The organism is Streptomyces sp. TAA486, from assembly GCF_000426165.1.
Genome location: NZ_AUEV01000021.1, coordinates 56,878 through 80,168 on the forward strand (window position 1 = coordinate 56,878; position 23,291 = coordinate 80,168).

21 protein-coding genes are annotated in these 23,291 nt (G+C 69.6%); 13 read left to right on the forward strand and 8 right to left on the reverse strand.

The genetic code is table 11. The features are described from left to right. The first annotated feature begins 90 nt into the window (after window positions 1-90). Entirely contained in the window at window positions 91-1,281 is a 1,191-nt protein-coding gene (locus I004_RS0126040) for a lipase family protein (protein WP_037977854.1), read from the forward strand. Window positions 1,282-1,532: 251 nt separating this feature from the next. Here the strand turns inward: I004_RS0126040 and I004_RS0126050 are convergent, their stop codons facing one another. Together I004_RS0126050 and I004_RS0126055 are read right to left on the reverse strand one after the other, a co-directional pair. Further along, window positions 1,533-3,455 carry an AMP-dependent synthetase/ligase gene (locus I004_RS0126050; protein WP_028437906.1) on the reverse strand — a complete coding sequence of 641 codons (1,923 nt, stop codon included), beginning with the start codon at window positions 3,453-3,455 and terminating at the stop codon, window positions 1,533-1,535. Window positions 3,456-3,537: 82 nt separating this feature from the next. Continuing rightward, window positions 3,538-4,839: an acetyl-CoA C-acetyltransferase gene (locus tag I004_RS0126055; RefSeq protein ID WP_028437907.1), complete on the reverse strand. Its 1,302-nt coding sequence runs from the start codon at window positions 4,837-4,839 to the stop codon at window positions 3,538-3,540. A gap of 72 nt (window positions 4,840-4,911) precedes the next feature. Here I004_RS0126055 and I004_RS0126060 point away from each other — a divergent pair, with 72 nt between their 5' ends. Continuing rightward, window positions 4,912-6,315 (forward strand): 3-oxoacyl-ACP reductase, encoded by a 1,404-nt coding sequence (locus I004_RS0126060; RefSeq protein WP_028437908.1) that lies wholly within the window; start codon window positions 4,912-4,914, stop codon window positions 6,313-6,315. 5 nt (window positions 6,316-6,320) lie between these two features. Beyond that, window positions 6,321-7,322 (forward strand): MaoC/PaaZ C-terminal domain-containing protein, encoded by a 1,002-nt coding sequence (locus I004_RS0126065; RefSeq protein ID WP_037977855.1) that lies wholly within the window; start codon window positions 6,321-6,323, stop codon window positions 7,320-7,322. Here I004_RS0126065 and I004_RS0126070 read toward each other — a convergent pair. Then, window positions 7,291-7,923, reverse strand: coding sequence for a TetR/AcrR family transcriptional regulator (locus tag I004_RS0126070; RefSeq protein ID WP_028437910.1), 633 nt, complete (start codon window positions 7,921-7,923; stop codon window positions 7,291-7,293). The two genes, I004_RS0126065 and I004_RS0126070, sit on opposite strands and share 32 nt — an antisense overlap. Window positions 7,924-8,208: 285 nt before the next feature. Between I004_RS0126070 and I004_RS0126075 the strand changes: the two genes are divergently transcribed. Together I004_RS0126075 and I004_RS0126080 are read left to right on the forward strand one after the other, a co-directional pair. Continuing rightward, the gene (locus I004_RS0126075) at window positions 8,209-8,856 is read left to right on the forward strand and encodes a TMEM175 family protein (RefSeq protein ID WP_028437911.1); all 648 of its coding nucleotides are present in this window, start codon (window positions 8,209-8,211) and stop codon (window positions 8,854-8,856) included. 157 nt (window positions 8,857-9,013) lie between these two features. Next, window positions 9,014-9,847, forward strand: coding sequence for an MIP/aquaporin family protein (locus I004_RS0126080; RefSeq protein ID WP_486580378.1), 834 nt, complete (start codon window positions 9,014-9,016; stop codon window positions 9,845-9,847). A gap of 553 nt (window positions 9,848-10,400) precedes the next feature. On the opposite strand, the gene I004_RS0126085 is transcribed toward I004_RS0126080, so the two are convergent. After that, a complete protein-coding gene (locus I004_RS0126085) occupies window positions 10,401-11,873 on the reverse strand; it encodes an MFS transporter (RefSeq protein ID WP_028437913.1) in 1,473 nt (490 codons plus the stop codon). A gap of 420 nt (window positions 11,874-12,293) precedes the next feature. Here I004_RS0126085 and I004_RS0126090 point away from each other — a divergent pair, with 420 nt between their 5' ends. The 5 genes from I004_RS0126090 to I004_RS0126110 all read left to right on the forward strand — a co-directional run bounded on the left by I004_RS0126090 (window position 12,294) and on the right by I004_RS0126110 (window position 16,694). Further along, entirely contained in the window at window positions 12,294-13,001 is a 708-nt protein-coding gene (locus I004_RS0126090; RefSeq protein ID WP_051345462.1) for a class I SAM-dependent methyltransferase, read from the forward strand. Between the two features lie 244 nt (window positions 13,002-13,245). Then, a complete protein-coding gene (locus I004_RS0126095) occupies window positions 13,246-13,725 on the forward strand; it encodes a hypothetical protein (RefSeq protein ID WP_486580335.1) in 480 nt (159 codons plus the stop codon). A gap of 172 nt (window positions 13,726-13,897) precedes the next feature. After that, window positions 13,898-14,341 carry a PaaI family thioesterase gene (locus tag I004_RS0126100; protein WP_028437916.1) on the forward strand — a complete coding sequence of 148 codons (444 nt, stop codon included), beginning with the start codon at window positions 13,898-13,900 and terminating at the stop codon, window positions 14,339-14,341. A gap of 144 nt (window positions 14,342-14,485) precedes the next feature. Then, window positions 14,486-14,890, forward strand: coding sequence for an MBL fold metallo-hydrolase (locus I004_RS40515; protein WP_051345448.1), 405 nt, complete (start codon window positions 14,486-14,488; stop codon window positions 14,888-14,890). A gap of 451 nt (window positions 14,891-15,341) precedes the next feature. Next, window positions 15,342-16,694: a hypothetical protein gene (locus I004_RS0126110; RefSeq protein ID WP_158677102.1), complete on the forward strand. Its 1,353-nt coding sequence runs from the start codon at window positions 15,342-15,344 to the stop codon at window positions 16,692-16,694. A 56-nt stretch (window positions 16,695-16,750) separates the two neighbouring features. On the opposite strand, the gene I004_RS0126115 is transcribed toward I004_RS0126110, so the two are convergent. The 3 genes from I004_RS0126115 to I004_RS36120 form a co-directional block, all read right to left on the reverse strand. Beyond that, entirely contained in the window at window positions 16,751-17,476 is a 726-nt protein-coding gene (locus tag I004_RS0126115) for a class I SAM-dependent methyltransferase (RefSeq protein WP_028437918.1), read from the reverse strand. A gap of 522 nt (window positions 17,477-17,998) precedes the next feature. Continuing rightward, window positions 17,999-18,637, reverse strand: coding sequence for a DUF4142 domain-containing protein (locus I004_RS0126120; protein WP_028437919.1), 639 nt, complete (start codon window positions 18,635-18,637; stop codon window positions 17,999-18,001). Window positions 18,638-19,137: 500 nt separating this feature from the next. Next, complete coding sequence (locus I004_RS36120) at window positions 19,138-19,632, reverse strand: GOLPH3/VPS74 family protein (RefSeq protein WP_486580338.1); 495 nt, start codon at window positions 19,630-19,632, stop codon at window positions 19,138-19,140. A gap of 68 nt (window positions 19,633-19,700) precedes the next feature. On the opposite strand from I004_RS36120, the gene I004_RS36125 reads away from it, so the two are divergent. From I004_RS36125 to I004_RS0126140, 3 genes are all read left to right on the forward strand, one after another. Beyond that, a complete protein-coding gene (locus I004_RS36125) occupies window positions 19,701-20,069 on the forward strand; it encodes a hypothetical protein (RefSeq protein ID WP_158677103.1) in 369 nt (122 codons plus the stop codon). A 415-nt stretch (window positions 20,070-20,484) separates the two neighbouring features. Continuing rightward, on the forward strand, window positions 20,485-21,879 hold the full coding sequence (locus I004_RS0126135; protein ID WP_486580340.1) for an alpha/beta hydrolase: 1,395 nt from the start codon (window positions 20,485-20,487) through the stop codon (window positions 21,877-21,879). A gap of 437 nt (window positions 21,880-22,316) precedes the next feature. Beyond that, complete coding sequence (locus tag I004_RS0126140) at window positions 22,317-22,763, forward strand: SRPBCC family protein (protein WP_028437921.1); 447 nt, start codon at window positions 22,317-22,319, stop codon at window positions 22,761-22,763. 239 nt (window positions 22,764-23,002) lie between these two features. On the opposite strand, the gene I004_RS0126145 is transcribed toward I004_RS0126140, so the two are convergent. Further along, on the reverse strand, window positions 23,003-23,197 hold the full coding sequence (locus I004_RS0126145; RefSeq protein ID WP_028437922.1) for a hypothetical protein: 195 nt from the start codon (window positions 23,195-23,197) through the stop codon (window positions 23,003-23,005). Window positions 23,198-23,291 lie beyond the last annotated feature (94 nt).

Sequence of the window (23,291 nt, forward strand, 5' to 3'; positions counted from 1 at the left end):
TGAATCGTTGGGAGACCCCCCATGCAGAGCTCCATCCGAAGAAGCGGCCCTCGTACCGGAGGAGCCCGAACCAGAGCGGTCACCGCAACAATGGCGGTGGCCGCTCTGTGTGTTTCCGGAGGCGCGGTGGCACCCGCCGCCGCTGCCGCCGGCGGTCACGCAGCCGCTCCCCACACCGCGAGCAAGGGCACGAGCACCGCCGCGGCCGGGCAGCCCGGAGACGTCGTCAGCGCCGAACCGAGCGAGTTCCAGGTCTTTCCGGGCGTGCCCATCCCCACCCACGCCTGGACGATCAAGTACAACTCGACCGACGCGAACGGGAAGTCCAACACCGTCTCCGGCACCGTCCTCGTCCCCCAGGACGACCGTGAGGGCCCGCGCCCCCTGCTGACCTACGCGGTGGGCACCGTCGGAATCGCCGACCAGTGCGCGCCGTCCGTCAACTTCCCGGTGGGCAAGACGAAGGAAGCCCCGCTGATCGAGGGGGCCTTGCTGCGCGGCTGGGCCGTCGCCGTCACCGACTACGAAGGGCTGGGGACGCCCGGCACGCACACCTACACCGTCGGCCGGGCCGCGGGCACCGCGGTGCTGGACGCGGCCCGCGCCGCCCAACGCCTGCCCGGGGCGCAGGAGAAGGGGGTCACCCAGGAGTCACCCGTCGGCATCATGGGCTACTCGCAGGGCGGCCAGGCCAGCGGCTGGGCGGCGGAGCTCGCCGGCTCCTACGCCCCCGAGCTGAAGGTCAAGGGCACCGCCAGCGGCGGCGTCCCGGCGGACCTGCCGAAGGTCGCGGAGTACAACGACGGCGACGAGGAGGCCGGCCTGGTGCTGATGTCCGCCATCGGCCACGACGCCGCGTACCCCGAACTCGGCCTGGACCGCTACCTCAACGACGAGGGCAGGCGGATCACAGGGATCATGAAGGAGGGGTGCCTGGCCGAGGCGTCGGAGGCGGGCGCGAACAAGTCAGTCGAGGACGTCACCACGAAGGATCCCAACCAGGAACCGGACTGGCAGCAGCGTCTCGCCGAGGACAAGCTCGGCACCAAGGCGCCGGGCGCGCCCGTGTACCTGTACCACGGTGAGGCCGACGAGATCATCCCGTACGACGTCGGGAAGCAGCTGCGCGCCGACTGGTGCGCGAAGGGCAACACCGTCGAGTGGACGAGCTTCCCGCTGTCCCCGCACGCGGGCACGGCGATCCTCGCCTCGATCCCGGCGATGAACTGGCTCTCCGACCGCTTCAAGGACGAGTCCACACAGGGCGACTGCGGCAGCTGAGCCCCGGCACGAACCGCGCCCGCAACGGATCCCGGCCCCGTCGGCCTGCGCAGGACGCAGGTCAGCGGGGCCGGTGGGCCGGGATCCCCTCGACGAGGCGGAAGCTTTCGAAGACGACCTCCGTCCTGTCGCCGACGGTGAACTCCGGGTCGCCGAGCGCCGTACGCATCGCGCTGCTGTGACGCCTGCGAGGGCCCCGCTGAACATCGCGGGGGACGCCGAAGACTCGCCGAACGCTGCCGCGCCCCGGGTCACCGGTCGTAGAGTTTCGCGATCTCCCGTTCGAAGTCCCGCAGGATCGCAGCCCGCTTCAGCTTCAGGGACGGGGTCAGGTGCCCGGCGTCCTCGGTGAAGTCCTGTGGGAGGACAGCGAATCGGCGGATCGATTCGGCGCGGGAGACCATCCGGTTCGTCTCGTCGACCGCCTGCTGGAGATTGGCGAGCAGGTCGCCGTCCCGGACGAGCTGTTCAGGGGTGAGGTCCTGCTTCTTGTGCATCTGCTGCCAGTGCGCGAGACCGTCCGGTTCGAGGGTGATCAGCGCGGTGATGTACGGCCGGTCGTCGCCGATGACGAGGCATTGGCTGACGAGCGGATGTGCGCGCAGCCAGTCCTCCAGGGGCGCCGGGGCGATGTTCTTGCCGCCGGAGGTGATGATGAGGTCCTTCTTGCGGCCCGTGATCGTCAGATAGCCCTCGTCGTCGAGGGTGCCGATGTCGCCGGTCGCGAACCAGCCGTCGTGCCCGACATCCGGGATGGCGCCGTTCCGTTGCGGGTCCCAGTAGCCGCCGAAGACGTGCGCGCCCCTCAGCAGCACCTCCCCGTCGTCGGCGATCCGCACCGCCGTGCCCGGAACGGGCCAGCCGACGGTGCCCAGGCGGGGCTTGAGCGGCGGGGTACACGTGGAGGCCGCGGTGGTCTCGGTGAGCCCGTAGCCCTCGAACACCGAGATCCCGGCGCCCTCGTAGAACGCGGCGAGGCGCGAACCGAGCGGTGAACCACCGCTGATGACGTAGCGGCAGCGGCCGCCGAGCGCCGCACGTATGCGGCGGTAGACCAGCAGGTCGTACAGGCCGCGCGCCGCCTTCAGACCGGCGCGGGGGCCGCTCCCGCGTCCGTGCTCCTGCTCCTCGACGGCCTCGCCGTAGCGGCGTGCGATGCGCGCGGCGCGGTCGAACGAGGAGGCGCGGCCCATCTTCTCGGCCGTGGCGCGCCCGGTGTTGTAGACCTTCTCCAGCACGTACGGGATGCCGAGCAGGAACGTCGGGCTGAAACCCCCGAGATCGGCGAGGAGTTCCTCGGTCTGGATGCTCGGCGCGTGCCCGAGCCGTACGCGGGCCCGCATGCACCCGACGGCGACCATCCGCCCGAAGACGTGCGAGAGCGGCAGGAAGAGCAGCGTCGAGGCCGGGTCCTTGCTGACGGACTTGAAGACGGGGTGCAGCAGTTCGATGGCGTTGTCGATCTCGGCGAAGAAGTTGCCGTGGGTGAGGACGCAGCCCTTGGGCTGCCCCGTCGTGCCCGAGGTGTAGATGAGGGTCGCGATGTGTTCGGGGCCGACGAGCCCGCGCCGCTCCGCGACCGCTTCGTCGTCCAGGTGCCTGCCGGACGCCGCGATCTGGGAGAGCCCACCGGCGTCGAACTGCCAGAGGTGTTCGAGTGCGGGCATGGCGCCGCGCTCCGCGGAGAGCATCCGCGACTGCTCGACGTTCTCCACGGCGCAGCCGCGGGCGCCGGAGTGCTGGAGTATGTAGCGGGCCTGAGAGCTGGAGGACGTCGGATAGATGGGCACGGTGACGAGCCCGGCGGCCCAGCCCGCGAAGTCGAGGAGCGTCCACTCGTACGTGGTGCGGGCCATGATGGCGATCCGGTCCCCCGCCTCGAGGCCGAGACCGATCAGGCCCTTCGCGACGTTCAGGACCTCGTGCGCGAACTCGGAGGCGGTCACGTCCCGCCAGGTTCCGTCCGGCTGCTTGCGGCTGAGCACCGCCTCGAAGGGTGCCTCGACGGCGTTGTCGAACGGGATGTCGCCGAGGGAACCGCTCGTGACCACGGGTGCGAACGGAGGCATGCTGACCTGCCGCACGACGCCGTCCAGCACCTCCTTCTCCGGCTCGACGAGCGTGGGGCCCGCGGAGGCGGGCGCCGGGACTGGGCTGGCGGGCTGGGTCGTCACGAGCGGCTCCTGTTCGTGAGGTACCTCGTTGAATTCGGCTGGTTCAGCGGACCGGCGGAGCCGGCGGACAGAGGAAGGACACTCAGGCCCTCTCCAGTACGGCGGTCACCCCCTGGCCCCCCGCCGCGCAGACGGAGATCAGGCCCCGCGCCCCCGCTTCGGCGCCCTCCCGCTCCGCGAGGAGCTTGGCGAGGGTGGCGACGATGCGGGCGCCGGTCGCGGCGAACGGGTGTCCGGTGGCCAGCGAGGAGCCGGCGACGTTGAGGCGTTCACGGTCCACGGGCGCGAGCCCGCGCTTCTCCCAGGCCGCGAGCGTGGCCAGCACCTGGGACGCGAACGCCTCGTGGATCTCGAAGAGTTCGAAGTCCTCGATGCCGAGTCCGGCGCGCTCCAGCATCCGGGGCACGGCGTACGCGGGCGCCATCAGCAGCCCGTCCTCGCCGGGCCCGCCGTCCTCGTCGTAGAAGCTGACGGCTCCCGTCTCGTAGGCGGAGAGATACGCCAGCGGCGCGAGACCGTGCCTCTCCGCCCACTCCTCACTGGCGAGCAGCACCGTCGCGGCGCCGTCGGTGAGCGGTGTGGAGTTGCCGGGCGTCATCGTCGCGTCCGGTTCGGAGGTGCCGAAGACGGGCTTCAGCTCGGCGAGTTTGTGCGCGGAGGTGCCGGGACGCAGGTTCTGGTCGCGTGCCAGGCCCTGGAAGGGGACGACGAGGTCGTGCAGGAAGCCGCTGTCGTAGGCGGTGGCCAGGTTGCGGTGGCTGGCGGCGGCGAGCGTGTCCTGGTCGTACCGGGTGATGCCCCAGTCGCGTGCGGTGCGGGCCGCGTGCTCCCCCATGGACAGGCCGGTCCGCGGTTCGGCGTTGCGCGGGATCTCCGGTACGAGATGGCGCAGGCGCACGCGGGAGAGTTCCTTCGCCCGGTCCTTGAACGTCTTGGCCCTGCGCGTCGCGAGGAGGATGCGTCGCAGCTCGTCGTTGACGCCGAGCGGTGCGTCGGAGGCGGTGTCGGCCCCGCCGGCGATGCCCGCTTCGGTCTGGCCCAGAGCGATCTTGTTGGCCACGGCGATGACCGACTGCAGACCGGTTCCGCACGCCTGCTGGACGTCGTAGGCGGGAGTGCGCGGGTCGAGCCGGGAGCCGAGGACGGTCTCCCGCGCGAGGTTGAAGTCACGGCTGTGCTTGAGCACGGCACCGGCGACGAACTCCCCGACCCGGCGTTCGCCGGTCAGCCCGAACCGCTCGATCAGTCCGTCGAGTGCGGCCGAGAGCATCTCCTGGTTGGAGCAGGACGCGTACGGTCCGTCCGAACGCGCAAAAGGGATGCGGCTTCCGCCGATCACGGCGACGCGTCGCGGGGTGGAACCAATGAGGCCGCTGGAACTCATCCTCGACCAAACTCCTGACCTGTAAGTAACCTTACTCGGAAGTAAATCTACGCGAGCTGGAGGAATCGGGGAATGGCTGACCGATATCTGCATTGGACCAACACAAGGCCCGGCCGCCTCCTGACCCGCCGGCTCGGCCTCCCCCGTCCCGTACCGCTGCACCGCTGGTCGGCGGAGCGGCCCGTGCTCGGAGGCGGCCCTTCCCCTCACCCTGTGCTGCACCTGACGCCCGTGCCGCCTCGCGGCGGCGAGGCCGACGCCGGTGCGCACACGAAGGAGCTCGCGGCGGTGCTCGCCGGTGCCGGCCTCCCCGTCCGTACGAACACCGACGGTGCGGAACCGGGCGGACGCCATGCCGCCGTGGTCGTCGACGCTACGGGCATACGCGACGTACCGGAACTGCGCCGGGTGCATGAATGCCTCCACCCCGTCCTGCGATCCGTCGTCCCGTGCGGCCGCGTCGTGGTGCTCGCCGCGCGCCCCGACGACGCCGACCACCACCAGGCCGCGGCGCAGCAGGCTTTGGAGGGCTTCGTGCGCTCGCTGGCGAAGGAGACAGGTGGCGGACGCACGGCGCAGCTGGTGCGGCTCGCGCCCGGAGCCACGGCCGCTGACGCCGAGTCGACTCTCCGCTTCCTGCTCTCGCCCAGGTCGGCCTACGTCAGCGGCCAGGTCATCGAGATCGGCGAGCACGCGTCCGCCGGGGCCGCCGCAGAGACCCCCGCGATCGACTGGGAACGCCCGCTCCAGGGCCGTACCGCGCTGGTCACGGGCTCCGCGCGCGGCATCGGCGAGTCCGTCGCGGCGACGCTGGCACGGGACGGCGCCCACGTCGTCTGCCTCGATGTCCCGCAGGCGGAGGCCGATGTGAACCGCGTCGCCGAGACCCTCGGCGGCACGGCGCTGCCGCTCGACATCACCGCGGACGACGCGGGTGCCCGCATCGCGGAGGCGCTGCCGGGCGGCGGCCTGGACGTGCTCGTCCACAACGCGGGCATCACCCGGGACCGCAAGCTCGTCAACATGACGGCCGAGCGGTGGGACCAGGTGCTGGACGTCAATCTGGCGTCGGTGCTGCGCACGACCGACGATCTGCTGGCGGCCGGCGCGCTGCGGCGCGGCACGGGACGCGTCGTCGCCACCGCTTCCATCGCGGGCATCGCGGGCAACGTCGGCCAGACCAACTACGCGGCGAGCAAGGCCGGGATCATCGGCCTGGTGCGCTCGCTCGCGCCGCGTGCCGCGGCGGAGCACGGCGTCACCGTCAACGCCGTGGCACCCGGCTTCATCGAGACGAAGATGACGGCCGCCGTTCCCTTCTTCATCCGGGAGGCCGGCCGGCGCATGAACTCCCACTCCCAGGGCGGTCTGCCCGTGGACGTCGCCGAGACCACCGCCTGGCTGGCGGGACCCGCGTCGTCCGCCGTCAACGGCCAGGTCGTACGGGTCTGCGGCCAGAGCCTGCTGGGGGCGTGAGCGCCATGACAGTTCGCCGTCTGACCGCCCCGCCGAAGCTGGCCCTGGTCCTCGCACGGGGAGCCCTCGCCTCGCGCTCCAAGCGCGGCCCGTACGAGCAGGCCCGGCTGCCCGACGAACGGCTGATGCTTCCGGACGCGCGCGTCGACGTCGGGCGGCTGCGCGCGTACGCCCGAGTCTGTGGCTTCGCGGACGACACCGGCCCGGCAGCGCAGCCGCCGGCGGGACAGCCGGGCGGGCAAGGCGCCGCATCGGCCGGCTCCCCGGTCCCGCCCACCTATCCGCACATCCTCGGCTTCCCCCTCGCGATGCAGTTGATGGCGCGGCCCGACTTCCCCTTCCCGATGCTCGGCCTCGTCCACACCGGCATCGAACTCACCCAGTACCGCGCGCTGCGCCCGGACGACCGCCCCGAGATCTCCGTGCACGCCGAGGGCCCGGCGCCGCACCGTCGCGGCAGCAGCTTCGACGTGGTGACCGAGGCACGGCTGGGCGGTCAGCTGGTGTGGCACTCGCGCAGCACATATCTGTGCCGGCACCGCACCGCGGACACCTCCGGCGAGGGCCGAAGCGGCCAGGGCGGCAGCCGCCGGGACGACGACGAAACGGCGGCCGCGCCGCTGCCCCTGCGTGAGCACTGGGACCTGCCGTCCGGTCTCGGACGCCGCTACGGGCGCGCCTCCGGCGACCGCAACCCGATCCATCTGCACCCGCTCAGCGCGAAGCTCTTCGGCTTCCCCCGTCACATCGCACACGGCATGTGGACCTTCGCCCGCTCCCTCGCCGGTACGGGCGCGGCCGCGGGCGGTGAACAGCTCACCGCCCGTGCGGAGTTCAAGGCCCCGGTGCTGCTTCCCTCGACAGTCGCTCACCACGTGGACGAGCCGACGGCGTCGGCCGGCGGCTACCGCGCTCCCGTGCGCGTGCACCGGTTCGAACTGCGCAGCGGAGAAGGGGAGCGGCAGCGGCTGCACCTCACCGGTGAGGTGACCAGCGAGCGCCCTTGATCATCTGTTCCAGGCCGGTCCAGCAGAAGTTCATCAGCGTGGCGGCCGTCTCCTTCGGCGAAGGAACCGCCTCCGTACGGGCATTGGCCCACACCGCGAGCGATTCGGCCGCCCCGACCATGGCGTGCGCGAGCCCGGACACCTCCCGCTCGGCGAACTTCTCGTCGCAGCCGGCGTCCACGGCGGCGCGGGCCAGCAGCAGCGTCACGAGTTCCGTGATCTCCGCCCGCATCGCGGCGATCTCACGGGCGAACGGTTCGCCCTGGGTGTCGGCCCTGTGCAGCACGGACCAGCCGTCCGGCCGGGCCGCGGTGTGCGCGAAGAACGCGCACAGCCCCTTCCACAACTGCTGCTCCGCACGGGCGCCGGGCACCTCGCGCTTCGCCGTGCCGCCCCGTACGGCCTCGACGAGAGCGGCCCGCTCCCGGCGTATGCACGCCGTGAACAGGTCTTCCTTCGACTTCAGATACAGATAGACCAGCGGTTTGGAGACGCCCGCCTCCTCGGCGATGTCGTCCATCGACGCCGCCTGGTAGCCGTGCCGTGCGAAACCCGCGACCGCGGCGTCGAGCATCTGCCGCTCGCGCACCTCCCGCGGCATCCGCCGGCGCCCCCCGGTTCTCGTGCTGTTGGTCCCCACCTGTACGCCCCTCCGCCCCATCTCCCCCGTCTCCCCACGGAATGTTCGGATGTAAGCGTACGCGGACCCTGCGTCAACTCACCTGGCGAGCGCCGGGTTACCGCACTTCACAAGCGGGGCCGACGCCTCCACCGCTCCTGCCCGCCGCCGCGCACGGCAAGCGGCGGCGCAGCACTCGCGTGCGATTCGCCGGGCACGGGCGCGGGATGAAACCCCCGATACGAAGGCACACCTACCATCCCCGACGTGGATCACACATCGGCCTCCCGCCGGGGAGACGGAGGACTGGAACGCCTGGAGAACCTCTCGGACAACGTCTTCTCCATCGCCATGACGCTGCTGGTGCTCGACGTCACGGTGCGCCGCGGCCTCAGTACCGAGGGCTTTCTCGAGGCCCTGCATCTGACGCTCCCCCACATCGCCGCGTACGCGCTGAGCTTCGCGGTCATCGCGGAGTTCTGGCTCGACCACCGCCGCATCCTGTCGGCCTTCCCGGCGGTCGACTCGAGGGTCACCGGCGTCACCCTGCTCGGCCTCGGCCTCACCGCGCTGCTGCCCTTCCCCACCGCGCTGCTGGCCGAGTACAGCAGCCAGCCGCAGGCCGTCGCCGTCTACGGCCTGAACGTCGCCGCGCTGAACGCCGTCCATCTGTCGCTGCTGCTCACCTCGCACCGGCGCCTCGGACGCACGGCCGACGACTCCGCGATCCGGACCCGCCGCCTCGACACCTTCGACCTCGCCAGCACCGTTCTCGTCTTCGGCGTCACGGTCCCCCTCGCCTTCGCCTCCCCCACCGTCGCCAAGTGGGTCTGGCTGGCCCTCGTCCCGGTCAAAATCCTGATCGGGCGCAAGCAGGAACGCGCCCGTACGCCATCGGGTGGACATACGGGGTGACGCGCGCTCAGCCCCGCTTCGTCGCAAGCCCCCCTGCTTACGGTTTCGGAGAGGGGCAGGCAGGGCTGTTCCGATCGACCAAGGAGAGCCGATGGCTGAACACGCCACGAAGAGCAGTCCACGCCGACTCGGCTACAGAACCGGAATCGGCGGCGAACTGATCGCCGAGTTCCTCGGCACCTTCGTCCTCATTCTGATCGGCTGCGGGTCGGTCGCCGTCGCCGTCGTCGGCCTCTCCGGCTCGGGCCGGCAGGCCGGGGCCTTCGGCCCTTCGAACTGGCTCATCATCTCCTGGGGATGGGGCCTGGCGGTCGTCTTCGGCGTCTACGTCGCCGGAGGCATCAGCGGCGCACACATCAATCCGGCCGTGACGCTCGGCTTCGCGGTGCGAGGCCACTTCCCCTGGAAGAAGGTGCTCCCCTACTGGGGAGCGCAACTGGTCGGCGCCTTCGTCGCCGCCGCGACGGTGTACGCCACGTACCACTGGGCGATCGACGCGTTCAACGCCAAGGAGGGGACAGGCAGAGAGAAATCGCTGCCGACCTTCTCCATCTTCGCGACGTTCCCAGCCGAATACTTCGGTGATTCGTGGTGGGGTCCGTTCCTCGACCAGATCGTCGGCACCGCGCTCCTGCTGCTCCTCGTCTGCGCCCTCATCGATATGCGCAACACGGCACCCATGTCGAACATGGGGCCGTTCCTGATCGGTCTCGTCGTCGTCGCCATCGGCCTGACCTACGGGACGAACGCGGGCTACGCCATCAACCCCGCCCGCGACCTCGGCCCCCGGCTCTTCACCTTCTTCGAGGGATGGGGGGCGATCGCCTTCCCAGGAAGCTTCGACTGGTTCAGCAGTTATTGGTGGATCCCGATTGCCGGGCCGCTCATCGGCGGCGTCATCGGAGCCCTGGTCTACGAGCACCTGATCAGCAGGGTCATCATGGCCCGCGGCCAGATGCACCCGGAAGGGGAAGCGGGCGAGGCGGAGTAGCGACGCGGGCGCCGCGCCACCCCGGAACCACCCAGGGAAACGACGAAGACCTCCGTAACCGGAAGCCCCGCACGGCTCCGGGACCGGGGGTCTTCGTCGTCACCGGCCGTCTCGGTCGGCACGGCGGACAGCGGGAGGGAGGGACGGACGGGCGATGGTGGGGCTGGAGATCGTCGTCGTCCTGCTCTTCGCGGTGCTGGCGCTCAGCTGGACCGCCCGGCGGCTGGGGTGAACTCCCGCGCCCACTGGGAGTCTGGATCCGGAAGGCGGGCTCCGGGTCGGTGAGCGCGGAGAGGACGGGCTGTGCCGTCTGGGCCCGATGTCTGCGCGTCGTCGCCGCTGAACTGCTCGAGGGTGCGGGTGACGTAGACCCGTACGGCGGTCGCGTAGGGGCCGGCGGATTCGATGACCTGCTCGGGGTCGACACCCAGGTTGGAGACGAACTCACTTGTGACGGCGCCGGGTTCGCCGGAAAGGCTCGCCGGTACGTCCCGGCCAGGACGCCTGCTCGGCGTCCCGGCACGGCACGTACCGGCGAGCTCAGCCGGCCTCCTCAGGCCGACGACTCCTGTGCGGAGAGCGGCGTGGCGATGTCCTCGAGAGAACGCCGTTCGGCCGGTACGGCCAGGAACGCCGCCACCACACCGGCGATGCACATCAGGCCCGCACCGATCTGGAAGGCGAGGGTCGTGTCGCCAAGAACGCCGTTCTCAGTGAGCTCGGCGAAGATCAGCGGACCGGAGATGCCTCCCACCGCCGTGCCCAGCGCGTAGAAGAACGCGATGGCCATGGCGCGGGTCTCCATCGGGAAGATCTCACTGACCGTGAGGTAGGCCGAACTCGCACCCGCGGACGCGAAGAACAGCACGACGCTCCAGCAGACGGTCAGTGTCGTCGCCGACAGATGACCACCGGCGAAGAGCGCCGCGGTGCCGAACAGCAGCACCCCGGACCCGATATAGGTGCCGGAGATCATTATCCGGCGCCCCACGGTGTCGAAGAGCGGACCGAGGAGAATCGGGCCGAGGAGATTGCCGATCGCGATGGCTACGAAGTAGTAACCCGTGGCCCCGGCCGGCACCTCGTAGAAGGCCGCGAGAATGGCGCCGAACCCGAAAGTGACGGCGTTGTACAGAAATGCCTGACCGACGAAGAGCGAAAGCCCCAGAAATGCGCGGGAACGGTACTTGGAGAAGACCGTACGCGCGATCATCCCGAAACCGACGGCCTGACGCTGATTGATGACCATCTCTCCGGCGGGCTCGGGCAGGCTGCCGTGCTGGGCTATGCAGCGCGCCTCCGCATCCTTCACGATTTCTTCGGCCTCGTCACCGCGTCCATGGATGAACAACCACCGTGGACTCTCCGGCACATTCCGCCGCACCACCAGGATGACCAGGCCGAGGACGACACCGAAGGCGAAGGTCAGGCGCCAGCCGACGTCCTTCGCGAAGATGTCCGTGTCGAGCATGGGGATCGAGAGCATCGCTCCGGCAGCGGCTCCGAGCCAGAAGCTGCCGTTGATCATCAGGTCGACGCGGCCCCGGTAGTACGAGGGGATGAGCTCGTCGATCGCGGAGTTGATGGCCGCGTACTCGCCTCCGATGCCGAATCCCGTGAGGAAGCGGCACACGAAGAACCACCAGCTGTCGAACGACAGGCCGGTCAGAGCGGTCGCCGCCAGGTAGACGGCGAGCGTGATCAGGAAGAGTTTCTTACGTCCGTAACGGTCGGTCAGCCATCCGAAATACAGCGCACCGAGACACGCCCCCGCCACGTACAGGGCGGCGCCCAGTCCCGTGACCTGGGCCGAGCTGATGGCGAGTCCGCTACCGGGCTCGGACAGCCGCCCGGCGATGTTGCCGACGAGCGTGACCTCCATCCCGTCGAGGATCCACACCGTCCCGAGGCCGATCACGATCATCCAGTGCCAGCGCGACCAGGGCAGTCTGTCGAGGCGGGCCGGTACTGCCGTTCTGACTGTGCCCGATGAAAGCGTCCCGCTGCTTCCACCTTCAACTGCCATTGCATACTCCGTCTGAATTGTTCACTGTTTTCAGGTCATGCCGCTCGCCCACTGCCGTCAGAAGACGAGCTCAACCGGCATGCCTGGCCGCACAGTTAACACGCTCGGTCAACCGCGGAAGTGCCGTATCGAAACTCAGGTCCGGACGGCTTCCGCGCAAGTCACGGGCGACGGACGGCACTTCACCCATGGCGGAACATCCCGGACGGAGAATAGAACTCCAAGGACCCTTCGAAATCAGATTGAAACCATCCGGGAGAGGCGCGGGGTGAATTGGCATATGCCCCGCACTCATCGGCTCTTTCAGTTCGGCAACCGATCGGGGGACTGCTGTGACTGAGCACTTCGGTCGGCCACTCCGAGTGTCAGAGTTGGCCAAGTCATGTGCCTCAGCAAGAAGGAGTGTGTCTGGTGAGCTCGATGGTGCAACCGGACGGAGCCGCAGGCGAGTGGCCGGAGCGCGTCGCCGCCGTACGCCGCGAGCTCGCCGAGCACGGACCTCCGCGGAGCCCCGACGGCGCTCCGGACTTCGCCACCGTCACGCTGCCGCGGCGCGACTGCGATCAGGTGCGTGACCTCCTTGTGGACGAGCGGGCCGGCACGGTCGTCGAGATCGGACTGGCCTACGGCGGCTCGGCGCTGGCGATCGGCGAGGCGCTGTTGCGCGCCGGTTCACCGACCCCACGGCACGTGGTGATCGACCCGTTCCAGTACACGGCGTACGACGGTGTGGGGTGGGAGCTGCTGCGCAGCGCCGGCCTGGACGACGTCGTCGAGCTGGTGACCGAACCGTCGCAGCGGTTCCTCGCCAGGTTGGCCGATGTGGGCTTTGCCGCGGACGCGGCGTTCGTCGACGGCAGCCACCACTTCCACAACGTATTCGTCGACCTCCACTTCCTGGGCGAGATCGTCCGACCTGGCGGCATCGTGCTTCTCGACGATGTCTGGTGGCCCTCGGTCAGCACTGCCGCGGCGTACTTCGAGGCCAATCTGGGGTGGCATCCGGTGCCGGACGCTCTGGCCGACGGGACGACTGACCCGGCCAGTGGCCGGCGGCGGACCCGCGCCTACCGGATGCCCGCTCCACGCCCGACGCCGGACTTCAAGGAGTTCCGCCCGTTCTGCTGAGCCGGTCGGCGGATCCGGCTCACCGGCCGACTCAAGCACTCGGCCACGACTCGTCGGCGTCCGCAACGCACGAGGCTCCGGTGTCCACGAGAGAGGTGTTCGACGGCTCGACTCACCGGCACAGGAGCCTCGTTGGCCACCGATCCTGCCGCAGGGGCGCACGCCGCATCGCCTCAGGAAGCCCGGGCGGGACGGCCGGAGGGGCACTGGCCCCGGCACTGCAGCCTCGACGATGCTGCCGCCCATGAACTGGATGCCGCTCCTGTCCACACTGTCCGGCGCCGTCATCGGCATCGCCGCCACCGTGATCGCCGACCGCAACCGATGGCGCCGGGAGGAGAACCGGCACGCGCTGGAGGTCCGGCGCGAGGCCTACACGGAGTACGTCACCGCGCTCAAGGCAGCCGGTGAGGACATACGGGCCGTCGCACTGGGCGATGACATGAGCGGGTCGGCACGTGAGGCGGCCGTACGGGAGGCCTTTCGCGGCACCGGGCTCTACCCAGCGAGCGAACGCCTCTGGCTCGTGGGCCCGCAGCACGTCGTGACGGCCGGGAACGAGGCCTTCCACAGCCTGCGCCGCCTGCGCGACGCCTACGCCGGTGGCGCCACCGTCGGATCCGACGAGGACGCGCCCCTCATCTCACAGCGCCGCACGGCGATGGCCCTGATGCGCAACCGCATGCGCGAGGACCTGGGAGTCGGGCCACTGGAGAACGACTGACGCCGGGCTGGGAGCCGCCCGCACCGGCGGTGCCATGATGATCGCCGGCGGCGGGCGTGTCTCATCATCGGACGCCCGGCCGGACTACGAGCCGGCGCACCCGCCCGGGGCAGCGCTACACGCCCCACGTTCGGGACCGGCCGCGAACACCGCTCACGCTCAAGGAGAGCTCGTGGAAGAAGACGCGCAGCACGAAGAGGCAAGCCCCGAGGTGCAGAAGCGCATCCAGGAGAGCTTCGACCGCCAAGGGCTGATGGGCCATCTCGGAGCCCGCATATCCCACATCGGACCGGGGCGCGTGCACATCGTCCTGCCCGGGCGGCCCGAAGTCACCCAGCAGGACGGCTACTTCCACGCGGGAGCCACCAGCGCCGTCGCCGACACCGCCGGCGGCTACGCGGCCTTCACCCTCTTCCCCGAGGACACCGCTGTGCTGACCGTCGAGTACAAGGTCAATCTCCTGGCACCGGCCGTCGGCGAGTACATCAAGGCGGTGGGGACGGTGCTGAAGCCCGGCCGCACCCTGACCGTCTGCCGACTGGAAGTCTTCGCCGTCAAGGACGGCCGGCGGAAGCTCGTCGCGACCGGCCAGCAGACGCTTATCTGCGTGAGCTGACCAGAGCTGACCGGCACCGCCGTCACGGCAGGAGGTTGCTGATGGACGAGGCCGCCGAAGGGCTCCCGGCCTGGGTGGCCTGGCAGCCCCGGCCGTTTCCCGAACGCCAACCTGCTCCTGCTGCACGGGCGCCGGCCGGCCCTCGTGGACAGCGGGTTCGTCGGCCACGCGGAGGAGACGGCCGCCTGGGTACGCGCGCACGCCGGGCATCTGACACGGGTGGTGAACACCCACTGGCATTCCGACCACGTCTGCGGGAACGCGCTGCTGCAGGCCGGAGGTTCGGGCATCGCGGCCAGCGCCCCCGACGCCCACGCCGTCGCCCGGCGCGACGCGGGCTGCTGCGTGGCGGAACACCTCGACCAGCCGGTCGCCCCGTACACCGTCGACGAGCCGCTGGAGGACAGGCAGGTCCTGCGCCTCGGGGACGCCGACTGGGAGGTCGTGCGCACGCCCGGGCACACGCCAGGCCATCTCTCGCTCTGGCAGCCCGAGGAACGCCTGCTGGTGGCCGGAGACGACTCTCCGACTACGACGTGGGCTGAGTGAACCTCGCCCTCGACGGGCCCGGCGCGGCGGCCACCGCCCTCAACTCCCTGCGCCGGCAGGCCGAAGCGGCGCCGTCGTCCACCGCGACGGGCGGCTGCGCGCAGCCGCGGAACACACACCGGTCGCGGCGGAAACGCTGCGAGTGCCGTACCCGCGGGCATGGCCCACGCCCGCGTCCCCCATGACGGGAGTCGCGGAACCGCAGTGACCCTGGCGCCTTGCGAGTGCCCGAACGTGGTTCCGCACCCCTGCCGTTGGCCGGGCGCCCGCTTCGTCCCCCTCGCGACCGGCCCGCGCGTACGCGGAGGACCACGTGGGCGCGGGGCGGGTACGCGGCCCCACCAGGCGTGTTCGCCCAGGGACTTGGAACCGGCGCAACTCAGTAGTAGGTTTCGCCGGTCCACCCCCCACGGGCACGGGCTCTGCGCCCGCGCGAGCGAAGAGGTTCCACGTGAAGCGTGTTACTAGCCGCGCCAAGATCTCCATAATCGGCATATCCGGCTTGCTGGTCGCGGGCATCGCGGTTCCGAGCGCGTTCGGCACCACCGAGGACCCAGGTCCCTCCGCTGACAATGACCGAAGACGCGGTGCCGAACTCTCCGTCACAGCGGGCGGATCCGAGTCCGCGGCGATCAGCCGTCCCTCGGACAGACGGGGACCCAACACCCTGAAGACCAAGACCGTCACGCTCACCTCATACGACGCCGAGGACGGCCGGGCCGTTCTCAGCCGGAAGGACCGGGACGGCGGGACCGGCGGCGTCGACGTCCGCGAAGGCGATGTGATCGCCAGCCCGCCCACGAAGTCGGCCCCCGCGGGCGCGCTCGTCAAGGTCAAGGACGTGGCGTCCAGCGACGGTGGGAAGACCGAGATCCGCACCTCCCGGGCCAACCTCACGGAGGTCTTCGGCGGTGCGAAGGCCGACGGGAAGATCCCGGTCCGGCCCTCGGCGTGGAAGGTCGATCCGCTGGTCAAGGGACTCGACGTCGACCGAGGCACGACGAAGGCCGGGCGCGACGGCAACGGCGACAATCTGCACCTCGACTTCGACACCGCACTGCCCGACGGGGACGAGTCGGACCAGGAGCCCCCGACCCAGGTGGGCGGGTACCTCGACTTCTCACCGAAGGTGGACTTCTCCTACGACGGGCACGGCTCTTCCGACCCCGCCGATGCGACCGCCTCCATCGGTGTCGGAGGTGACTACAAGGCCGGCTGGAGCGTCAAGGGCACTGTCGCGGAACCCGATTTCTCACGTCGCATCCCCGTGGCCGAGGTCAAGGCCCATCCCGTGATCATGGTCGGCCCTGTACCGGTCGTCGTGACGGTGAAGCTGACGCTCGTACTGAAGGTGCAGGCCAACGGCCGGATCCAGGTTGATGTCCAGAAGGACGTGAACGGAACGGTGAAGGTCGGCACGCGGTACGCCAAGGACTCCGGCTGGGAGTCCGACAACCAGGCCGACGGCACGACCCTTCCCGGCGGCAGGGCGGACGTCTCCGGTGAGGGCGAACTGCGGACCGCGCTCGGCCCCGAGGCGGACGTCAGCCTCTACGACACGGTGGGCGTGACCGCCTTCCTCGGGCCGTACCTGCGGGCGACCGCCCAGTTCTCACCGCAGACGCCGGGCGGCGCCGACGGACGCGGCACGTGGCAGCTCCACGGGGGCCTGACCCTGGAGAGCTCTCTTTACGCGCAGCTGCCGTTCGTGATCATCGGCAACCGTCCGTCCCAGCGCATCGACTTCCCGCCCATCAGCCGCGAGTGGTTCATCACGAAGGGCGAGATCCCGGCCTCTTCCTGATGCCGGCCAGACCGTGGTCCTGGCCCACCGCTGGATCTTGATCCACAGCCGACGGATCAAGATCGGTCCCCGCGGCGGGCCAGGACCAGGCGGCAGCGTGGGCTGCCGTCCGGCCGGCGGCCCAGACTCTCCAAGGGGACGGTCGTGACCGTGAAGCCCGCGTCGAGCAGGTCGCGGCTCACCTCCGGGAGGCGGAACCTCCGGTAGTACATGACGAAGCGGGGATGCCAGAGCGCGTTGCGCACCCGCATCGCGGTGTCGAATCCCCACAGCGTCCAGTACTGGCGCGAACCCACAGGGGGCGGCGCCGCGACGGGGAAGGCGAACATGCCGTTGGGGCGCAGAGCGGCGTGGACCTGCGCGAACAGCGTCGGCCGTTCGTGCGGCAGGAAGTGGCCGAACGCCCCGAAGCTGACCGCCAGGTCGAAGGCATCGCGGACGGGCAGTGCGCGGACGTCGGCCAGCGCCCACCCCGCGTCAGGCACCGCCCTGCGGGCCTCGGCGAGCATGCCCTCGCTGAAGTCGATCCCTGTGACAGGGCCGGAGCACACCCGCCGCAGCACCCGGTCGACGCCGAGCCCGGTGCCGCAGCAGAGGTCGAGCCCCGCCTCGAACGGGCCGAGCGGGCGCAGCGCGCGAGCCGTGGCGTCCAGGACCTCGTCCGGGGTCCGGAACGGGGTGCTGTGGAACTTGGGCGCGAGCAGGTCGTAGCCGCGCTGCGTGGACGACAGCGCCTGTCGGGCCAGCTCGACGAGGCCCGGTCCCTCCCGGGAGATGAACAGCGTCACGCCCCTCACGCTAGCCCGCGAAGCGGCAGGCGTGGCGGGTCAGTGACAGTGACAGGCATGCTCGTTCGCGGCGACAGGCGTGTTCACTGCTCAGCACCGGGCACGGAATTCCCCATCCCGGCTCCGTGGACAAGGCTCAGCAGGGTCGTCGTCACTTCGTCGTCACCTGTACCGGGGGATGTTCAATGAGGTCCGAAGACCCATTTCGGCCGGGACGGGCTCGAGTTCGACTTCGGGTGAACGGGATGAGGAGGTCACCCTGCGGCCCCGCCCGGGCTGGGTACTCGTAGCGGCCGCCGCCGATGGTCGGCGTCGATGGTCGCGCCCGTCGTGGCGAAAGACTCTTCGGCGCCCTGCTCTCCCTCAGCGGGGCGCAGTTCGCGATCTCCTGACCGTCTCCCCCGGGAGGCGGTCGTGCCCTGAGAAACGGCTCACCCGGTACGTCCCAGAGGCCCGGCCCGCCCTTCGCGGGGCCGGGTCAGGCGCGCAGGTCGACGACGACCAGGACGACGCCGATCACTGCGCGTGGGGCAGCGCGTCGTAGTCCACCAGACCCGTCTCCTCCACCACGGCGATGTGGTCGAGGACGATGGTGTTGGCCCTGGTCGCCAAGGACCGGACCATCGAATTGCGGGTCTGGTCGCGCACAAGGCTCAGGAGGTTCAAGGTCCCGCCGTCCTGCTTCCGCAGATGGTTGACGAGGACCTCGTCGAGCTTCTTGCCCCTGGCCTTGTCGATGTCGTCCAGATACTTCTGCTGTGCGGCCGTCGGCCGGTTCGGCAGCGTCACCCGCAACGTGCGAGAGGCTTGGATGACCCGCTTGTCCAACTCGGTGTCCCCGTCGACGACATGATCCCCGACGATCCGTACCGACCTCTTCGTGCTCTGCTCTCGTGCGGTGCGTCCGGCAGGCAGCTCCCACAGACCCGCGGCCCGCACAGTGCGCATGAAGTCGCGGTCGAGCGAGGTGAGCGGTCCGTATTCGGTTCTCCAGGTCCCCTTGCCGTCGTCGTGCCACCCGGATCTCGAGAGTGCGGCGGACCGGTTCCCGTCGAAGAAGTAGATGGGCACCAGCAGCGCGGCAAGCGTTGCGACGAGACCGAGAACGACCAGCGCGGTGCCGGCCGCCCGCCCCGACGGCGCGGTGGAACTCATCCTTTCCCCCTCCACACGATCTTCGAAGCGCGGTGGACAACAGCGGAGACTAATGGTGCGCGTGAGTTTGTGCTCAAGGAATCGTCCCGATCTGACAAACCCTTTCCGGCATGCGCCGGCAGTGCTGCCTCGGGTGAGACCGGGGACTCCGGGACAGGTCCGAAGTACGCGATTCACGAAACCTCCGGGCAAAGCCGACTCAGTCATGGCGACACCTTGCCGCAATGGCGGGCCCTGCCGCAGGTTCGCGCGGCGAGCGCGACCGGCGCGCCAGCGCACATCAGAAGTACCCCCGACATCCCAAAGGTCTTCTTTGGTCCCAGTTGCTGAGAGGGCACTGCTGGTTCCCCCACCTCGCCGGGACCTTGCAGGTCCACAACTACCGCTTCGAAGACCACGAGTCGGTACTCGACGCGGACACCGCCTGGGCAAGGTGCGCGTCATCTGGGAGCGGTGCCGGTAGCCGACGTGCGGTCCACGTACGCATCGACTGGTGTGGCCTATGTGGTGGTGGTGACAGCGGCGGCGGTTCCCGCGGAGATCGCTGCCATGGTTCGCATCACGGCAGTGTTCACCGCTTCCGCGCCCCAGCTGACCTGCTCCAGCTCCTTCGCACGCTTGTAGACCTTGCCCGACCACGGGATGGAGCGGTGCAGGCTCGTCAGGGTCCCGCTCACGGAGAGCAGCCCCACCAGCGCCGCTGTACGGGCATCCGGCTCGACGTTGTCCACCAGCACGGCGCGCACCTTCTTGACCAGGCCCTTCTTGTGCCTCGCGTCCGCGACCCTCATCGATGTCGCGGTGAACACCCCCAGCCACTTCCTGCTTTCGCGGCGCACCATGCCTCGCTCGACGAGTCGTTGGAGGACGGGCTCGCGCAACCCCGTGCCGATCTCCGCGAGGAGTCCTTGAACGCCCCGCACTCGCTTGGCGACCGTGTCGTGGGCGCTCTGGAGCATGGGGTCAGGCAGCGGACCGCCGGAGGCGGCGCGCACCTTCAGGCCGGTCAGCGTTGGCGCGCCGCTCGGGTTCGGCCAGCAGCCCGCGGTCTCTGTTCACGGTGATGACGCGAGTCCTCGGGCCGGCCCCCCGGCAGGCCTGGGCGGACATGATGCGGAACCAGTCCCACGACCCCGTGAGCAAGGAGTTCGACACGCTGCCCGCCGACGCCGACGAGCACACCCGCCAGGACATCGCCGAGCGCATGGTGCCCTCCACCCGGGAGATGTTCGACGAGTACCCGGACCTGCGCGCACCGGCAGCGGACGCTCCTCACGGCGAGGCATTCGCCAAGGAGACCATGGGGAAGGCCCTCAGAGACCTGTACAACCCCGCACAACTCGACGTCCTGCAGCGCCTCAACGCACTGCTCGCCACACCCTCCGACGGGGACACCACCCGGGCGGAAGGGTCTGGGGGAGAACACCCATAGCCGTCGCATCGCCGGGAAGCAGCCAGGAGGCCAACTGCCAACTTGCAGCCGACGAAGACCAGTTGGAGTAGTTGGAGTACGGCGCCGGGTGTGGCAGGCCAGGCTGCCCTGGCCCAGCTGTTTCACTCCCCCTGCCTCCTGCGCAGGTCCCAACCCCTCTCCCTCCCAGGTCGTACGAAACCCGGCTCGTAGATGGATTCGTTCCAACTCCTCCGCACGACAGAGTCATTCCCACCTGAAAGCTGTAAGGAAAGGAACGGCTGTCGTGCGAATACGACGCATAGCACCACCCTTGCTCGTTGTGGGGGTCACCGCGGCGTTTGTTCCCGGACTCGCTCCGACGGAGGTGGCCGCGGCGGAACCACTCAGACAGTTCGAGAGCCAGAGACCTTCGTGGCACCGCTGCGACCCCGAGATGCCCGCCAAGTACCAGTGCGCCACGATCAAGGTTCCGCTCGACTACGACCGTCCCACCGGCAAGAAGATCAAGCTGGCCATCTCCCGTATCAAGACCGGCGTTCCCGGCAAGCGGCACGGCGTGATGCTGTTCAACCCCGGGGGTCCCGGCGGCGAAGGCCTCAGCATGCCCCTCTACATGCAGGAATCGCTGCCCAAGAAGGTTCGCGATCAGTACGACCTCATCGGCTTCGACCCGCGCGGCGTCGGCAAGAGCAGCCCCGTCACCTGTGACCTCTCGGCCGCCGAGCAGAACTTTGAACGCCCGTACAAGCCCGAGACGTTCAACAGTGACGTCAAGTGGGCACGCAGCGTCGCGAAGAAGTGCCGTGAGAAGAACGGCGACAAGCTCCCGCACATCACCACCCGCAACACGGCCCGCGACATGGACGTGATCCGCGGCGTGCTGGGCGAGAAGAAGATCTCCTACCTGGGCATCTCCTACGGAACGTATCTGGGCGCCGTCTACACGCAGATGTTCCCCGAGCGGTCGCACCGCTTCGTACTGGACAGCGCGGTCGACCCGGCCCGGGTCTGGCGGGGCATGATCCAGATATGGGCATCGGGCACCGAACCGGCGTTCACCCGGTGGACCAGGTGGACCGCCGGGCGCCACAGCACCTACAAGCTCGGCAAGACCTCCGCCGAGGTCCGGAAGACCTTCTGGGCACTCATCGCCCGGGCCGACCAGAAGCCGATCCCTTACGAGGACGACAAGCTCAACGGCGACGAGATCCGCTCCATGCTGCGAAGCCAGTTCTTCAGCCCCAAGGAGGCGGCCACCGTGGTCGCCAGTCTGAAGAAGGCGGCCGGCGGCGGGCCGGAAGCACGCGGCTCCGCGGCCGCGAATGAGATCACCGACAACATGACCGCGTCGTTCTGGTCCGTCGTCTGCGGCGACACGTCGGCCTGGCCACGGGACCCCGAGCAGTACCGCCGTGACGCGATCCGCGACAAGGCCAAATACCCGCTCTACGGCGACTTCGGCTCCAACATCACGCCCTGCGCGTTCTGGAACAAGCCCGCCGAGCCCGTCACCGACGTGGACAACGGCGTGGGCACACTCACCGTCCAGAACCAGTGGGACTCGCAGACTCCCCTGGCCAGCGGTCGCGGCATGCACCAGGCCCTGAAGGGTTCACGCATGGTGTACGTCCGAGGCGGCGAGGGGCACGGCGTGTACGACAGCGACCCGAAGGCCTGCGCGAACCGTGCGGTCAACGCCTACTTGAGCACCGGGAAGCTTCCGGCCAAGGACGTCACCTGCAAGGCGGCGAACAAGAAGGACCGCGACGCGAACGAACACCCGCCGTCGGCGCCGCGGCGCATCCCGGGACTGCCTGACCGCTTCTGACGACACGAAGGGTGTGGGCCCGTCAGGTCAGGGGCCCACACCGCTTCCGTGCTTGCCATCCCCGAGACGGCACCATCGACTGGGGCCAGCGCGAGGGGAGACCGGCCGGGGTACCTGCGTACCCACCCGGAGGGCTCTCCCGCAGGACGACCAGGCCGCCACGGTCACAGGCTGAAGCTCTGGCGGGCTTTGCGCTCACCCGCCGGAAGCCACCGCCCACGTCGGCGCCTGCCCGGCGCCGACTCGACCCAATCGGGCGTCCTTCCACATTCGACCCGCCGACCGCCGGTCACGCCCCACACCACGAGCCTCGGGTCGGTGTCACACCCCGCGGCTAGCCTTTCCGGGCACATGCCGGCCGGTGACGCGGAGCCCTCACGCGACTGACGAACCGGCTATCCCCCTTCCCTCTCCCGGACTCGACGAGTGGAGATCTGATGGCAGGACAGTTCGAAGTGATCACGGAGATCGACCGGCCGGTCGAGGAGGTCTTCTCCTTCCTCGCGGATGGTGAGAACGACCCGAAGTTCAGTCCCCGGGTCCTGAAGATCGCGAAGACGACGGACGGTCCGGCAGGCGTCGATACCGTCTACCGGAGCACGGTCAAGGACGCCGGGATAAAGACCCACAGGGAGTTCCGGATCACCGAATTCGAACCGCCCCGCAGCATCCGATGGACGGAGACGTCGAAGAACCTGGTCACGGGCGAGGGCGGTTACGACCTGGAACCCGCCGGCGACGGCAGGACGCGGGTGCGGTTGTTCAACACCTTGACGGGACACGGGCCCGGCAAGCTGATCGTCGGCGCCGCGCTGAAGGCGGCCCGCAAGGAGGCGGACGACTTCGGCAAGCGCATCAAGTCCGCAGTGGAGTCCAGCCGTTGAGAACCGGCGTACCCGCGACACACCCAAATTCCGGTGTTTCGCGGGTACGCCTGCCGGGGCGGCAACCGGAGTCCGAGCGGCGTCCGCCACGCCGGATTCCGTGCTTCCGCACATGGCGTCCCGACCGGTCGGGCTGAAGGCGGCTACCGACCCCGCTCAACCGGAACCCCCTTTCGGCGAGGGCCGGCCGACCGTCCCGATCGCCTGGAGAAGAGGCACTCCGAGGACACGACGGAGGTTCACTCCGAAGCGCGCACGGCTTCCGCGATCTCCTCGTCCGCCAGGGCCATGGCAGCGTCGGCCCGCCTGTACCAGACCTCCCGCCTGGCAGGGGCCAGGGTCGCCCAGGGGTGACGCTCGGCGGAGAATCCGAGCGTCGCGTACAGCGCCATCGCATAACGCTCACGGCGGTGGACATTGCCATCGGCGGTCACTTGGTCTCCTCGGTGGCTGGTCGGATCCACACTGACGGCGGCATCGGCGCACTCGCGTACGTGTCACCGTCCAGGATCCTCTCCCGCGCCGAGA

Excerpts from the sequence above, each read along its gene's own strand:
- I004_RS0126040 (WP_037977854.1), top strand. The coding sequence starts at position 91 with ATGGCGGTGGCCGCTCTGTGTGTTTCCGGAGGCGCGGTGGCACCCGCC.
- I004_RS0126055 (WP_028437907.1), bottom strand. The coding sequence starts at position 4,839 with ATGAGTTCCAGCGGCCTCATTGGTTCCACCCCGCGACGCGTCGCCGTG.
- I004_RS0126060 (WP_028437908.1), top strand. The coding sequence starts at position 4,912 with ATGGCTGACCGATATCTGCATTGGACCAACACAAGGCCCGGCCGCCTC.
- I004_RS0126065 (WP_037977855.1), top strand. The coding sequence starts at position 6,321 with ATGACAGTTCGCCGTCTGACCGCCCCGCCGAAGCTGGCCCTGGTCCTC.
- I004_RS0126070 (WP_028437910.1), bottom strand. The coding sequence starts at position 7,923 with ATGCCGCGGGAGGTGCGCGAGCGGCAGATGCTCGACGCCGCGGTCGCG.
- I004_RS0126085 (WP_028437913.1), bottom strand. The coding sequence starts at position 11,873 with ATGGCAGTTGAAGGTGGAAGCAGCGGGACGCTTTCATCGGGCACAGTC.
- I004_RS0126090 (WP_051345462.1), top strand. The coding sequence starts at position 12,294 with ATGGTGCAACCGGACGGAGCCGCAGGCGAGTGGCCGGAGCGCGTCGCC.
- I004_RS0126095 (WP_486580335.1), top strand. The coding sequence starts at position 13,246 with ATGAACTGGATGCCGCTCCTGTCCACACTGTCCGGCGCCGTCATCGGC.
- I004_RS0126120 (WP_028437919.1), bottom strand. The coding sequence starts at position 18,637 with ATGAGTTCCACCGCGCCGTCGGGGCGGGCGGCCGGCACCGCGCTGGTC.
- I004_RS36125 (WP_158677103.1), top strand. The coding sequence starts at position 19,701 with ATGACGCGAGTCCTCGGGCCGGCCCCCCGGCAGGCCTGGGCGGACATG.
- I004_RS0126135 (WP_486580340.1), top strand. The coding sequence starts at position 20,485 with ATGCCCGCCAAGTACCAGTGCGCCACGATCAAGGTTCCGCTCGACTAC.
- I004_RS0126140 (WP_028437921.1), top strand. The coding sequence starts at position 22,317 with ATGGCAGGACAGTTCGAAGTGATCACGGAGATCGACCGGCCGGTCGAG.